The following is a 13,605-nucleotide window of genomic DNA, read 5'->3' as shown; positions in this document are numbered from 1 at the left end:
GAAATTGTTAACTCCCAAAACTAAAGATATTGATTTAAAGTTTGTTTTCTGGCTGATGCAAACAATAAATGTTGATTCCACCACACATAAAAGGTATTATTTATCTAACTATCAACATATTAAAATCCCTCTCCCACCACTTCCCACCCAGCAAAAAATCGTCTCCATCTTGGAGAAAGCAGAGAAAGCAAAGGAATGGCGCAAAGAAGCCGATGAACTGACAAAGGATTTCTTGAAAAGCGTTTTTATGGAGATGTTTGGGGACCCCATCACAAATAATAAGAAATTTACAAAAGAAAAAATATCGCGAGGTGCAAAGTTTCAAGGCGGTTTTGCATTTAAAAGTAAAGATTATCGAGACGCTGGAATTAAATTAGTTAAAATAACGAATGTTCATTATGGTTTTGTAAACTGGGATGATATAACATATGTCCCTGAGGGATATAATGTGAAATATCCTGAGTTTCTTTTAAAACCCGGCGATATTGTTATGGCAATGACTCGTCCGATCATTAAATCGCTAAGTACAGTTAAAATTATAGCGATAATTGAAAATGACTTACCGGCTTTATTAAATCAAAGAGTTGGACGTTTTGTAATCAACTCCAAAGAATTGAATCCCACTTATCTAAAGCATTTCTGTCTTACTGAGTTTTTTTTAAAAGAAGTTGATAAGTTTTGTTCTACTTCTCTGCAACCAAATGTTAGTTCAAAACAAATTGAAAATATTGAGATTTTATTTCCACCTATCGAACTTCAGCAAAAATTCGCCGCAATTGTTGAGCGGGTTGAGCAAATAAAAGAGCATCAAAAGCAGTCAAAAGGGCGAATTGACGATCTTTTCAACGCGCTTATGCAGAAAGCTTTCAAGGGGGAGTTGGCTGTATGAAAGTGAAAGTAATAAAACAGTATACTCTAAGCGAGGAAAGCTTGGAAAAAGATATTGATAAATTCATAATCAATGCGAAAAACGGCGCGTATCATTATGATTATAAATGCGGCCAGGAAGGGCTTAAGCTACTTAAGGCGTATTTTCGGATGATTGAAGACGAGTTCAAAAAACAAAATTATGCCGAATGCCAAAAATGCTACAAAAAGCTGATGTTCTTTCTTTTGCAGAATGAATACAATTATTTTGATTATGAGGACATTGTCGGAAAGTTTAACTTTGAAAAGATTGTCGCAAACTATTTTTTATGCCTCATAAATGCCTTTTCAGTTGAAGATATTTTTAAGGAATATATGGAGTTTCTAAAAGCAAAAGACGAATATGGTTTTGAATCTGCACATAAAACGATAATGTCTAATTTGGGTGAAGAAAAATTAAGCAGATTCAAAGAATTGGCTGAAAAAGAAGCGGAAAATATCAAAGAAGATGATTATGCGCTTTATGATATTGTTTATTTTCTTTTGGAATTTGCAGAATTAAAAAAAGACCAAAGCCAATACAATCAGCTTTGCGAGAAATACAAACGCATTTTAGATGACGAGGAAAAAGAAGAATTTGGTGCGAAAGATAGTAATTGAGGTGAAATTATGGCTGAAGAACATTCAATAAAGCTTTTTGAAAACAATAATGTCAGAACCATGTGGTTTGAAAACGAATGGTATTTTTCGATAATTGATGTGATTGCCATTCTTACAGAAAGCCAGAACCCAAGAAAATATTGGAGCGTTCTTAAGACACGGCTAAAAGCAGAGGGAAGCCAGTTGGCTACAAATTGTAGCCAACTGAAAATGCAATCCTCGGATGGAAAGCAATATCTTACAGATGTAGGCAACACCGAGCAGATTCTAAGGCTAATCCAGTCAATACCTTCAAAAAAGGCAGAGCCGTTCAAAATCTGGCTTGCAAAAGTCGGCAATGAACGAATAAATGAAACTTATGACCCTGAACTGGGACTTGACAGGGTCATGAAAACATACTTGCATAAAGGGTATTCAAAGGAATGGATTAATCAGAGATTAAAAACAATCGAAGTGAGAAAGGACCTGACTGATGAATGGAATAGGGTTGGAATAGAAAAAGAATCGGACTTTGCCATACTTACAAACGAAATTACAAAAGCATGGTCTGGAAAAACAATCGCAGAATACAAAAACCTAAAAAACTTAAAGAAAGAAAATCTGCGGGATAACATGTCTAATCTTGAACTTGTTTTGAACATGCTTGCAGAAGCCACAACAACAGAATTTTCAAAAAAAGAAGATCCTAAAACATTCAATCACAGCAGGAATGTGGCGATATTGGGTGGCAAGGTTGCAGGAAATACAAGAAAAGATATAGAAAAACAATTGGGCGAAAGCATAGTGACATCAAAAAATGCAAAAGACAATCTTTTGGAGTTGTCATCAAATAATGCTTTTGAAATAGATGAAAAAAAGATTAAAAAGAGGTAATTATCATGCTAGACTCAGAACTAAAATCAAAAATAAACTTGCTGTGGAATAAATTCTGGAGCGGGGGAATATCAAATCCGCTTCAGGCGATAGAGCAGATGTCTTACCTTATCTTTATGAAACGGCTGGAAGACGAGGAGGTTTCAAGAAAGCAAAATGCCAATCTTTTAGAAAAGCCGTTTGATTCAATATTCAAAGGCCATGAAGACTATAAATGGTCTGTGTGGGCGGAGTATCCTGCAGAACAAATGCTTGAGCACGTAAGGGATAAAGTATTTCCTTTCTTAAGAAAGATTAACGGCGGAGAAAATTCCATATATTCAAAATATATGAAGGATGCAAGCTTTTCTATTCCTACCGCATCTTTGCTTGTTGAAGCGGTAAAAATAATCAACGACATGCACATAAAAGAGCAGAATAGGGACACTAAAGGCGATATGTATGAATACCTTTTAGGGCAATTGCAAACTGCCGGAAAAAACGGGCAGTTTAGGACTCCAAGGCACATTATTAAAATGATGGCTGAGATTCTTGAGCCAAAATACGGGGATCGAATATGCGATCCTGCCTGCGGAACTGCCGGATTTTTGCTTACTGCTTATGAATACATCTTAATGGACAACACCTCAAAAGAATTAGTTAAAGCAGGAAACTTGGCGGGGGACAAATTAAACGAACACCAGTGGAGGATGCTAAGAGAAGAAACGCTATACGGGTATGATTTTGACCAGACGATGGTGAGAATATCTTTAATGAACTTAATGATGCACGGGATTAACAATCCCAACATTGAGCAGAAAAATACCTTATCAAAAAGATATGACGAATCAAATTGCTATGATGTAATATTGGCAAATCCGCCGTTTAAGGGAAGTCTTGATGAATCTGAAATCGGGGAAAATTTCAGGACTCATACAACCAAAACAGAGTTATTGTTTTTGGAACTTATGTACAACCTACTGACAAACAGCGGAAAATGTGCAGTAATCGTTCCAGATGGCGTATTATTCGGAAATTCAAAAGCACATAAGATGATTAGAGAACTTTTGCTTGAAAAGTGCCGTCTTGATGCGATAATATCTATGCCGTCTGGCGTATTTAAGCCATATGCCGGGGTATCAACTGCTGTGATGTTTTTCACAAAAGGCGAGCCAACAAAAGAAGTGTGGTTCTATGATATGCAAAGCGATGGCTTCAGTTTGGATGACAAAAGAACCATGACTGACAAAAATGATATTCCGGATATTATTGAACGATTCAAAAAAAGACACAAAGAAGACCAATCAGACAGGAAAGGAAAATGTTTCTTTGTTCCAATAAAAGAAATTAAAGAGAAGGATTACGACTTGAGCATATCGAAGTATAAAGAAATAGAGTATGAAGAAATCGAATATGAAAAGCCGGAAGTTATAAAGAAGAAGATATTGGATCTTGAGAATAAAATTGCAGAGTCTTTAAAGGGTTTAAGTCTATAACTTCTCGCGCCCCCGCAAACGTCCGAAGCGCGATTGCGCGAGTATGCGCATGTGCATGCGCTTTCTCGCTCATATCGGCAAATATAGCCATCATACAGCCATACGCGAATACCTCGCTGCCATATGTGCTGTGCAGTTCATACATCATACTGCACAAAACTATATATATTTGTGCAGTTAAATAATGCTGTATGAGAGAAGTCATATTGCGTCAGAAGCAGGAAAAAGAACGGATATTAAAAACGGCTTTCGTCGGGCGCGAGGTTTCAAAAAATATTGAAAAATACATGCCGAGCGATATGATAAAAGTAGTTGCTGGCATAAGGCGATGCGGCAAATCAGTATTCTGCTTTATGGCGCTTCACGATAAAGAATTTGCGTATGTGAATTTCGATGAAAAAGAGCTGGCAGAAGCAAAGAACTATGATGAAATCCTGAAATACATAAAGGAATTTTACGGCGATGTAACGTACCTTCTTCTGGATGAAATACAAAACCTGCCCAAATGGGAGCTTTGGGCAAACAGCCTGAAAAGAAGGGGATACAACCTCATGATTACTGGCTCAAACGCAAAGCTTCTCAGCGCCGAGCTTGCAACTCACCTTACAGGAAGACATTTGTCATTTGAAATGTTCCCGTTTTCGTTCAAAGAATCTTTAGAGGCATCTGGCTTTGAATTCAAAAAAGAATATACTCAGGAAGAAACCGGAGATATAATGAACAGATTAAAAAAATACCTTGAAACAGGGGGATTTCCGGAAGTAGTCGTTAAAGGATATGATTATGCATATCTTCAGAGCCTTTTTGACAGCATCATATTCAAGGACATCGTAAAGCGATATCGCATAAAGTATTCGGACGCTTTGTACAACCTTGCAAAATACCTTATGTCCGGATTTGCCCAAGAGGCGTCTTTTACGAATCTTAAAAATATGCTGAATTTCAGAAGCGTCCACACCGTCCAAAATTACGTAAGCTATATAGAGGAAACGTATCTTATTTTTTCCCTTGACCGGTTTTCATTCAAGCAGAAAGAACGGATAACCTCTCCGAAAAAAATATATGCGATAGATACGGGAATGATAAACGCTATTGCGTTCCAATCTGCATCGAATTTCGGCCGCATTATGGAAAACGCCGTTGCAGTAGAATTATTAAGAAGGCAATCTTTGGAAGGGATGAATACTGAGATATACTACTATAAAGATTATTTCGGAAAAGAAACGGATTTTGTAATAAAGGAAGGTTCAAAGATTCGTCAGCTGATACAGGTATGCTATGATGTTGGGAACCCAGATACAAAAGAGCGTGAAATAAAAGGTCTTTTGAAAGCATCCGATGATTTAAAATGCAACAATCTTCTGATCATAACTTGGAATTATGAAGGTGAGGAAAAATCCGGCGGCAAAAAAATAAAATACACACCGATTTGGAAATGGTTTTTAGGACTATGATTGCTGCGCAAATCATTCATACACACCCCATCTCGCCCCCGCAAACGTCCGAAGCGCGAGCCGCACGCGTATGCGCTTTCTCGCTAAAGGATGGTGGCAAATTGCCACACCCCATATTACACCAACTCCAAAAATTCGTCCCTTGAGATTTTCAGTTCATCGCGAATTATTTTTCGGAGAAGCCCGCGGTCAATTAATTCGCCTTTATGAAAAGGCACAACGGTTGTTCTTCCATCGGGATGTTTCATAATGACGTGACTGCCGCTTTGCCGTAAAATAAGAAAGCCGAGGCTTCCGATAATCTTGATTAGCTTTTCAGGCTTTATCGGCTTCAATCCATCCATAAAATCACATATGGTACATTTGTACTATAATATGTACTTAATGGTTTAAATATACGCCCGTATCTTCATAATATATATATATATATATTGTAGAATATAATATGAGTTATGCAATAACCTCTACCTTTTGAATACCTACGAATCTGGTGGGTTCGATATCCTTTTCAACTTCCAGATATAAAGAAATCGCTTCTTTTATGCGGCTTAATAATTCTTCCATAGTCTTTGCCTGAGTATGGCAGCCGGGAAGCTCCACTACTGAAGCAATTAAGTAGCCGTCTTCTCCCTGCTCGATTATTACCGTATATTCTTTAGCCATGTTATTATATTGCCGTTTAAAGTTTAAAAACATCTTTGATATCGATGAAATGTATCCATAATTGTCTAACTCATCAATATACATGCCAAACTCCGCAAAATCACGAATATGAATCATGCAGCGCCTTTTCGCTCATGTCGGCAAGGCGCGAACTCGAAAAAAAGATAAGCAAACCAATTGTTTCTGGCGAAAATTATCTTCATCTAACTGAAAAAAAGAAACAAGAACTTTCTGATAAATGATAAACTGAAATCAAGCGGCATCAAATGATGATATCTAAGTTTACGCTTCTTATAAGAAACGCGCCATTCTGCAAGCCAATAAAGCGCGTCTTTCCAGAATGCCCGATATGCAAAGCGCTTGTAGTGCCGCCGAATAGGCATTAATAGCCGTATCATTCGATTATATATTTTTCGAGAAAGTTTTTCCATGCATTTCTAAGTTTTTCCTTCTCTTCACCGATCATATTATTTTTTGTCAGAATATCGAGTTTCACAGCATCATCTATTATTTCTAGATTGTCAATACCGCAGAAATTGCGACCCGCAGATAAAGTATATTTGATACTACCGTTATTGTGCTTCTCAACGCACTTAACAGTTACTTCCCGAAATTCTGGTGAATATCCCACTAATCCATTCGCATCATCTGAAAGGAATATATCACCCCTGAATAGATCACCCATTTTGGTGTCTAAAGGTACGGAGTTACCACCTCCATTGAGGTCTTTGCCTGTCAAATCTTTATACAAAAGGTCGACTTTGTAGCTCATGTTACAACTTAGTCGTTAAAAGTATTTAAATCTTTTGAACAACGTCCGAAAACTGCCAACCGCCGAATTACCTCGATTTCGCTCATCCACATATCAACAAGGCCCATGTTTTCAAGAATATTTCAAACCCCGTTCGGGTTCTCAATTTTCATACCGTCAGTCCATGATTTATAAAGTGTATCAACGCCAAGCTTTTTTTCAAGAAACCAGAAGATGTCATCGATTTCTTTCTCATTCATTTTGGAATACCATGCAAGATCTCCTGCGGGTTCATCTTCGGCAGTCTTATTTTTCGGGTCAGTTACAAAATCCTGCAGGTGTTTTTTGCCGTAAGCAATGAACCAGCAGATTGCATCTGAATCAAGACGAGACCTTGAACTCTTCAGGTTCTTTTCACAGGATTTGCAAAAATCGCTATATGGATCAAATGCGAGCTTTTTTTCTTCTCCATTAAGAATATGTGTACTTAAGATGTTTTCCATCTGAAATTCCTTGAAATCCCCGCCGGAATTAAGAATCTTTGCATAATTGGGCGCAACACCGAGTTCGGTCATGCCGATCCGTATGACTGAGTAGTTGAATACCAGACTCGCGTCTTTATTCACATATTTATGCCCGAGAAGAATCTCATTGACAAGTTCCCCGTCAGAATATTTTTTTATTCTGCTAAACACGTTTGTTATCAGGAGATCATTCCGGGGGAAGTATTTTGTATCCACTATTCTGTATTTTCTTCCGCAATCATGCCCTGTAAGCGAATTGTTAGTTTCTGTTTGCATAACAACCAATACTGGACAACATAACTTTAAATACGTTTCTCATTAGTGATAACACTAACGGATGCGCAATATCTGCCGTATATGAGATTTTGGAGCACAAATCGAATTACATCGCCCTTAATCTTTTGATTCGCTCATCTATCGGCGGATGCGTCGAGAACATGCTTTCTGCGTTCAGGCGCTTTACCGGGTTTGCAAAGAAAAGATGAGACACGGCTCCCGATGGCTTGATTGTTGTCGCTGACTTTGAAATTTTCTCAAGCGCAGACGCCAATCCTTCAGGATATCGCGTCAAAAACGCTCCGTTTGCGTCTGCCAGATATTCTCTCTGGCGCGAAACAGCCAATTGTATCAAGTGAGTTACAATCGGCGCAAGTATTGCTAGAACAATGCCTATAACAACAAAAATAGCATTTCCGCGCCCTCTGTCATTGCCGCCTGAGTTGAACCACAGGCTTCTCAGAAACATCTGGCTGATGATGCTGACCATTCCGACAAGAACTGCGATAAGCGTTGCGAATCTTATGTCAAAATTCGCTATATGCGACATTTCGTGCGCAACCACCCCTTCAAGCTCCTGGCGGTTCAGGCGCTGCATGATTCCTGTTGTGACAACAATTATTCCGTGCGCAGGATCCCTGCCTGTTGCAAAAGCGTTGATATCCGGGCTGTCAAGAACATAGATTCTTGGCGCAGGCATTCCTGCCGCAAGCGCAAGTCCTTCGACAGTATTAACTAAAAACGCGTTCTCCTGCTTTGTTGCCGGCCTTGCGCCTGTTGTCGCAAGAACGATTTTATCGCTATAGTAATATGAGCCTATTGTGAAAACCATTGAGAAAATCGTGCCTATGATGAGGAATGTGAAAATCGCACTTGGATTATACACCATTCCGATTGAATATATCAGAAGCACCATTATTGCCGGTACAATCAGCATTAATAGAATCGAATTCCTGCGGTTCGCAGATATCTGGTCCTGCATGTCGATGCGCGCAAGAGGTTGTTTTGAAGTCATGCGCATAATAGAACTTCAATTTTTAAATAGGTATTCGCAAGTCGTCTTAAACATATATATATGAAAGAATCCCTAATATTATTCGACAAATATGAGAACCTACACGTACATGGTTTTTGCGGTATTATCTGCGTTCCTGCTTTCTTTAAACACAATAAACGTATTTTCTTTGGATGAAATGAGCCTGTTTCTTACTGTAATCGGGCTGATTTACGGCCTCATTTCCGCATTTACGATAAATAATGCCTGGGAGCGCTTCAGCAAGATAAGGGATGCGATAGCAGAGGAAACCAATTCGCTGATAACTGCGAACATCTTTGCAAAAAAGCTTTCGGATAAAGTATCGGCAACCAGGATGAAAGACAAAATAATAGAATACTGCCTACAGGTTCCGGAAATCGAGTGGCGCGACTACTGGAAAAGCGAAAAAACGCACAGGACTTTCAGGCAGATTCTGGAATTGTTCGCGAACATAAAATTAAAAACCCAGAAAGACGTCGAACTGTTTGACGACATCGGTGATGAATTGCGGGATGCTTCGGCTGCAAGAAACTCGCAGCTTGTGCTTTCGCAGACAAAGATTTCGAAAGTACAATGGATTCTCAACATATTCCTTTCAGGCATTTTGATTACAGGTTTGATATTGACTTCATTGCCCAATTATTTGCTTTCAATTTTTATTGTATCGTCAATGATTGCCGCAGTTCTTATGATTCTAATAGTGATATATGAGCTTGAATCCATGAAACTTGCCGAAGAAGAAGTCTCAAACGAGCCTTACCGGCAGGTTGTGCGCATAATAAAATCAGATGAATGTGCGCAATAATCTACGGCCTGCAATGGCATCCAAGATAATGAACCGCATTCAAACTATTTGGCCTGCTGTTCGATATGTTCTTCATGCACAGGGGTAACCGCATATGATTTTAGCGGTATGTTGTACGAAATTCCCAAATCAGAAAAAATATCTCCAAATGGTTTGTCAAGAACTGCAAGATTCTTTTTATATGCGCTTAAATATGCATCCAAACCATCTTCTTTCGGAGATTCTACAAGATACAATTTACCGTTATCCCCTCCGTAATGGCCGTGAAGATCGTGCATCGCACCATATACTTTGATGTGGGATATCCCGATGCCTGCGAATACCTGGTTCAGATAATTCACCTGGTAAGCCACATTCAATTCGGCAGCCTTTGTAAGAAACAAATCATTTTTGCAGATTTCTTCCCGCGAAACATTCCTGCCTTCTATCCTGGAAATGATTATCTGTGAAAGCCTTGCAACAGGCTCAAGCAAACGTATATGGTCTGCTATGGGCCATGCATCAACAGCATAATTCCCAAATGCCGCCTTTATTGCGCCGCATCCGGTGTGCCCGAATACAAGCACGTTTTTTATGCCAAGATGCACAACAGAATAAGCCACACCGCCTAAAGCCGAAACAGAGCCGTCAAGCACATTTCCGGCATTTTCCACTTTGAATATCTCGCCCATAGAAGGCTTCACATCTGCAATAAGATTGAAATTCTCGCGCGAATCCGAACAATGCAAAATGCATAATGACGGATGCTGGCCAGCCATATGCGGCACATATGCGCCGTTTCCGGCAGTTTTAACATGATTCAGGTTTCCAAGAAATACGTCCGCAAGCTCCATAAAATCACATTCACTATTAAATGCGAAACATTTAAAAGCTTAAAACATTCAATGAAAGAGGTTGTGTAACACTTAGCTCGTAACTACAGTAGCTAACGTCATACAATAATCAATGGTGATATGATGAATGATTTGGATGCTGCAACAATAGAATATCGAAAGATTCTTGCAGAAAAGGATGTTTATAATAAAATCAACGAACATTATCCGGGAGCAATTCCTTCAAAAGATTTTGTTCCAAAAATACTGGACCTGCTGAAAGATAATGGCTTGGAGCCCGAAAATGCGTTTGTTGGCTCAATTACCTGCAGGGATGAAGTGGAAAGAAAAATGAGAAACTATGTCAACAATGCCCCTTTTGCAGCAGTATTTGATCTTGCGGTTTATGGCGGGAACGCAACATATTTTAATATTAAATCACTTGCGCCGTATAAACATCATTTTGAAGAGCCATACTATCCATGTTTCATACTAAACGTTCATACGACTATGAACAAAAATGGCGTTCTCGGAAAAGTAGAGCGGCCCACAATAGAAAATATTTCTTTAGGTTGCGGCGCACTTCTGGGCCTTTTGAGTAAATGGCATGGAGGTAAGTTCAATCCCGATCATCATTGGGAATTCAAAAGTATGGAAGACACACTATCCAATTATAAGGACGCCATACTCTCGCTGAAAAATCCCGAACTGGAAATAAAAGCCATAACAGACAAATTATATGATCTTTCAATGCATCATTTAACAACCACTGTAAAAAACGGCGTGGTTTTTGGAGCCGTTGATATAAACACAGATCCGGGATTTGAGGATATGTCGCATTTCCGGGATGCGGTGTTAATTAAAACATATGAAGGCACTAAAAGCGAAATAGATTTAATGAATCTATGAATTATGGTGCGCGGATAAGGTAATTCCGGTTGATGCCAGAATCCCGGGAAACCCGCCATCTCCAAAGGAGATTTTAAAGGGGCTGCTCGCGCTGATGAAGCTGATTAGAGAAAGAAAAAGCAATTAATGGATTTTGCCAGTATTCTTATAGTGTTTTAGTGCTTGAAGACCGCGATATTCGCCAAAAGAATCTGTTTTGTCACCACCCATATTTGAAGCAATCTTTGAATAGTGTACGAGCTCCTTAATGTTCCTTTCATCACCCGCAAACTTTTCCAGCTCATCAACTGACCGGACGTATTTCGACATCGGAAGAATTATTTTTAAGTACACTTTATAATTGATTTGAGTAACTTTAATCTATCTCAATATATTTGTTCAATTCACACCGAAAAGTATATATTTATGTTGTGCCTAAATTATAGTAGGTGTTTGGATGTCTTATGTGCGAATAAAAATCGTAAATGGAAGAAAATACAAATACTTCGTAACTGGAAAAAGAATTGACGGTTCGGTAAAACAAAAAGTAATCCGGTATTTAGGGCCGATTGAACCGGTTTACAAATTCGGAAAACGCCATAAATCAAATGCATCGATTTATGCAAGAAAACCAACGAAAGAAGAATTTGAAGCGTTGAAAAACGCTTCAAAATCAACAAGTTCGTTTACAAAAGATCGGGCAAGAATTATTCTGCTTTCAGCAGAAAAATTATTTTCAAAACCAATCGCAGAAAGAGTCGGATGTGAAGAAAGAAAAGTAAGGGACGCTATAAAAGCATTTAATAAAAACGGATTGAACTCCCTAGAAAGAAAAAAAGCAAAAGGAGCAGAGCCTAAATTTACTGAGGAAATAAAGAAAAATATTCTTTTGAATTTCTCAAAAGAGCCGAAAGAATTCGGCTATGTTTTTACTGCATGGACTCTTCCAAGATTCAAAAAACATCTTGTTGAAAAAAATGTTGTAAAATCAATAAGCATTGAAAGCGTCCGACAGATACTGAATAAATCCGGAGCAAAGCTTGAAAAAAGCAAGCGTTGGCAATACAGCCCTGATAAGAACTTTTTTAAAAAAAGCAGATTATAGAACAGGCAATAGCAAATCCGCCCGCAAATAGCGTTGTTATTTCATTTGACGAAAAAGGAAAAACAGCCATAAAAGAATATGGCGGACAAAAATACACTTTCAAAGGATATTATCACATCCCTTACGGCCAAAAAGTGAAAGGGATATGCGATTTATTTGCCGCAAGGAACATCCATACAAGAGCAGTTCATTATTCATTTTATGATTGGAAAAATTCGTTTATTGTTATTCAATTTATGCAAAAGCTTCTTGAAATATATCCGGATAAAGACATATGTCTTATTTGGGATGGCTGGAGCGCACATACTTCAAAAGACACACAGATATTTCTTGACCTGAATCCGAGGATAAAAATCCTTCCGCTGCCGAAAAGATCTTCATGGCTGAATCCTATTGAACGGGATTTTGGATTGATACAACGATTTGTTTTGAACAACAGCGATTTTCAAACTGTAAGAGAAGGCATGAATGCTATCGGCGCATACATAGAAAAAGAGCTATCATTTAGTTGAAAGTGTATTTAAGGCATCTTCGTCGCTTAAATTTCCGTATTTCTTGACTTCATCATGCATCTTGAAAACGGTTCTAAGAGCAATTTCGTACTTCAGACGTTCTTTGTTGTTTTTAGCGTATATTCCGTTTTCGAGCAGCGTTTCTTTTGCTTCTTCTTTAAGTCGGTCGCCGCGTTGTATATTCAGGTAATATGCAAAAGATTCAGTTAATGGACTGAAGTTTTTTTGTAATGAAGAATCTACATCAGAAGACTTATTTACGTTCTGATGTTCCGTATATTTTTGTAACGCTTCAACAAAATATGCGTTAGATTTAGCTCCATAATGAGTATCAACATAATTTAATTTTGAATCCATCTCATCTCTGTATTCTTGAGATGATTTTTTCAATTTCTTGAGTTTTTCAATATCTTCGTTATGATATTCTTTTGTAAATTCATTAAAGTTATTGAATAGTTCCCCATCCAACCTTTCCTTAGAACGAAGACTACTGCGAAGTTCGATAGTCAATTTTTTGCGTACACTTTCTCTCATTTTAGGAGTCATCTCAGTACATGTCAATTCCGAATTCTTGAGATACCTATAACCGGCTAGTTCAATTTCTTCTGCACCTGAGTTAGAGTTCAAAAAACTTTCTACAACCTCATTAATCAATTTTCCGGATCCGACGTTTGCAGCAACAAATTTCCTTTTTGCATACTTATAAGATGCATAATCAACTATACTATTTTTTTCCCGTTCATAATCAGAAGAAAGTTTTTTAATATATTAAACCTCTTGCGCAATTAACCACATAAACTCCAAAAACCATGTTATCTCAGGGGAGATAACATGATAACCTATGAAAAACTGTATAAAAAAACGAATTCTTTCAGGTCATTTACAGGCATTACTGCGCCTGAAT

Annotated in this window: 17 protein-coding genes; 9 read left to right on the top strand and 8 right to left on the bottom strand. The window is 38.2% G+C overall.

Annotated elements, in window-relative coordinates:
* The 5 genes from KKB09_00085 to KKB09_00065 all read left to right on the top strand — a co-directional run.
* The coding region (locus KKB09_00085; protein ID MBU4299597.1) for a restriction endonuclease subunit S at window positions 1-889 on the top strand (889 nt) is incomplete at its 5' end.
* The gene (locus tag KKB09_00080; GenBank protein MBU4299596.1) at window positions 886-1,527 is read left to right on the top strand and encodes a hypothetical protein; all 642 of its coding nucleotides are present in this window, start codon (window positions 886-888) and stop codon (window positions 1,525-1,527) included. The genes KKB09_00085 and KKB09_00080, both read left to right, overlap by 4 nt.
* 9 nt (window positions 1,528-1,536) lie before the next feature.
* A complete protein-coding gene (locus KKB09_00075; GenBank protein MBU4299595.1) occupies window positions 1,537-2,400 on the top strand; it encodes a hypothetical protein in 864 nt (287 codons plus the stop codon).
* A gap of 5 nt (window positions 2,401-2,405) precedes the next feature.
* Window positions 2,406-3,875: a type I restriction-modification system subunit M gene (locus KKB09_00070; GenBank protein MBU4299594.1), complete on the top strand. Its 1,470-nt coding sequence runs from the start codon at window positions 2,406-2,408 to the stop codon at window positions 3,873-3,875.
* A 191-nt stretch (window positions 3,876-4,066) separates the two neighbouring features.
* Window positions 4,067-5,329: an ATP-binding protein gene (locus KKB09_00065; protein MBU4299593.1), complete on the top strand. Its 1,263-nt coding sequence runs from the start codon at window positions 4,067-4,069 to the stop codon at window positions 5,327-5,329.
* 116 nt (window positions 5,330-5,445) lie between these two features.
* On the opposite strand, the gene KKB09_00060 is transcribed toward KKB09_00065, so the two are convergent.
* The 5 genes from KKB09_00060 to KKB09_00040 form a co-directional block, all read right to left on the bottom strand.
* Window positions 5,446-5,673 (bottom strand): type II toxin-antitoxin system HicA family toxin, encoded by a 228-nt coding sequence (locus tag KKB09_00060; GenBank protein ID MBU4299592.1) that lies wholly within the window; start codon window positions 5,671-5,673, stop codon window positions 5,446-5,448.
* Between the two features lie 106 nt (window positions 5,674-5,779).
* On the bottom strand, window positions 5,780-5,992 hold the full coding sequence (locus tag KKB09_00055) for a type II toxin-antitoxin system HicB family antitoxin (GenBank protein ID MBU4299591.1): 213 nt from the start codon (window positions 5,990-5,992) through the stop codon (window positions 5,780-5,782).
* 394 nt (window positions 5,993-6,386) lie between these two features.
* Window positions 6,387-6,764: a hypothetical protein gene (locus KKB09_00050; protein MBU4299590.1), complete on the bottom strand. Its 378-nt coding sequence runs from the start codon at window positions 6,762-6,764 to the stop codon at window positions 6,387-6,389.
* A 122-nt stretch (window positions 6,765-6,886) separates the two neighbouring features.
* Window positions 6,887-7,543: a hypothetical protein gene (locus tag KKB09_00045; protein MBU4299589.1), complete on the bottom strand. Its 657-nt coding sequence runs from the start codon at window positions 7,541-7,543 to the stop codon at window positions 6,887-6,889.
* Between the two features lie 106 nt (window positions 7,544-7,649).
* Complete coding sequence (locus tag KKB09_00040) at window positions 7,650-8,525, bottom strand: M48 family metallopeptidase (GenBank protein MBU4299588.1); 876 nt, start codon at window positions 8,523-8,525, stop codon at window positions 7,650-7,652.
* 124 nt (window positions 8,526-8,649) lie between these two features.
* Here KKB09_00040 and KKB09_00035 point away from each other — a divergent pair, with 124 nt between their 5' ends.
* Complete coding sequence (locus tag KKB09_00035; GenBank protein MBU4299587.1) at window positions 8,650-9,384, top strand: DUF4239 domain-containing protein; 735 nt, start codon at window positions 8,650-8,652, stop codon at window positions 9,382-9,384.
* A gap of 44 nt (window positions 9,385-9,428) precedes the next feature.
* Here KKB09_00035 and KKB09_00030 read toward each other — a convergent pair whose 3' ends face one another.
* On the bottom strand, window positions 9,429-10,217 hold the full coding sequence (locus tag KKB09_00030; protein ID MBU4299586.1) for a hypothetical protein: 789 nt from the start codon (window positions 10,215-10,217) through the stop codon (window positions 9,429-9,431).
* Window positions 10,218-10,340: 123 nt separating this feature from the next.
* On the opposite strand from KKB09_00030, the gene KKB09_00025 reads away from it, so the two are divergent.
* Window positions 10,341-11,105 (top strand): hypothetical protein, encoded by a 765-nt coding sequence (locus KKB09_00025; protein ID MBU4299585.1) that lies wholly within the window; start codon window positions 10,341-10,343, stop codon window positions 11,103-11,105.
* 123 nt (window positions 11,106-11,228) lie between these two features.
* Here the strand turns inward: KKB09_00025 and KKB09_00020 are convergent, their stop codons facing one another.
* The gene (locus KKB09_00020) at window positions 11,229-11,438 is read right to left on the bottom strand and encodes a hypothetical protein (protein MBU4299584.1); all 210 of its coding nucleotides are present in this window, start codon (window positions 11,436-11,438) and stop codon (window positions 11,229-11,231) included.
* A 103-nt stretch (window positions 11,439-11,541) separates the two neighbouring features.
* On the opposite strand from KKB09_00020, the gene KKB09_00015 reads away from it, so the two are divergent.
* Both KKB09_00015 and KKB09_00010 read left to right on the top strand, forming a co-directional pair.
* A complete protein-coding gene (locus KKB09_00015; GenBank protein ID MBU4299583.1) occupies window positions 11,542-12,189 on the top strand; it encodes a helix-turn-helix domain-containing protein in 648 nt (215 codons plus the stop codon).
* Entirely contained in the window at window positions 12,183-12,701 is a 519-nt protein-coding gene (locus KKB09_00010; protein ID MBU4299582.1) for an IS630 family transposase, read from the top strand. The genes KKB09_00015 and KKB09_00010 overlap by 7 nt, the downstream gene beginning before the upstream one ends.
* On the opposite strand, the gene KKB09_00005 is transcribed toward KKB09_00010, so the two are convergent.
* A complete protein-coding gene (locus KKB09_00005; protein ID MBU4299581.1) occupies window positions 12,690-13,247 on the bottom strand; it encodes a hypothetical protein in 558 nt (185 codons plus the stop codon). The genes KKB09_00010 and KKB09_00005 overlap by 12 nt on opposite strands.
* Window positions 13,248-13,605 lie beyond the last annotated feature (358 nt).

The organism is Nanoarchaeota archaeon (assembly GCA_018897155.1).
GTDB lineage: Archaea > EX4484-52 > EX4484-52 > EX4484-52 > LFW-46 > LFW-46.
This window is presented reverse-complemented; position numbering and strand designations above follow the sequence as displayed.

Coding starts and splice junctions, on each gene's coding strand:
- KKB09_00015 (MBU4299583.1), top strand. CDS start 11,542: ATGTCTTATGTGCGAATAAAAATCGTAAATGGAAGAAAATACAAATAC.
- KKB09_00055 (MBU4299591.1), bottom strand. CDS start 5,992: ATGGCTAAAGAATATACGGTAATAATCGAGCAGGGAGAAGACGGCTAC.
- KKB09_00045 (MBU4299589.1), bottom strand. CDS start 7,543: ATGCAAACAGAAACTAACAATTCGCTTACAGGGCATGATTGCGGAAGA.
- KKB09_00075 (MBU4299595.1), top strand. CDS start 1,537: ATGGCTGAAGAACATTCAATAAAGCTTTTTGAAAACAATAATGTCAGA.
- KKB09_00030 (MBU4299586.1), bottom strand. CDS start 10,217: ATGGAGCTTGCGGACGTATTTCTTGGAAACCTGAATCATGTTAAAACT.
- KKB09_00035 (MBU4299587.1), top strand. CDS start 8,650: ATGAGAACCTACACGTACATGGTTTTTGCGGTATTATCTGCGTTCCTG.
- KKB09_00065 (MBU4299593.1), top strand. CDS start 4,067: ATGAGAGAAGTCATATTGCGTCAGAAGCAGGAAAAAGAACGGATATTA.
- KKB09_00025 (MBU4299585.1), top strand. CDS start 10,341: ATGAATGATTTGGATGCTGCAACAATAGAATATCGAAAGATTCTTGCA.
- KKB09_00040 (MBU4299588.1), bottom strand. CDS start 8,525: ATGCAGGACCAGATATCTGCGAACCGCAGGAATTCGATTCTATTAATG.
- KKB09_00080 (MBU4299596.1), top strand. CDS start 886: ATGAAAGTGAAAGTAATAAAACAGTATACTCTAAGCGAGGAAAGCTTG.
- KKB09_00005 (MBU4299581.1), bottom strand. CDS start 13,247: ATGACTCCTAAAATGAGAGAAAGTGTACGCAAAAAATTGACTATCGAA.
- KKB09_00050 (MBU4299590.1), bottom strand. CDS start 6,764: ATGAGCTACAAAGTCGACCTTTTGTATAAAGATTTGACAGGCAAAGAC.
- KKB09_00060 (MBU4299592.1), bottom strand. CDS start 5,673: ATGGATGGATTGAAGCCGATAAAGCCTGAAAAGCTAATCAAGATTATC.
- KKB09_00070 (MBU4299594.1), top strand. CDS start 2,406: ATGCTAGACTCAGAACTAAAATCAAAAATAAACTTGCTGTGGAATAAA.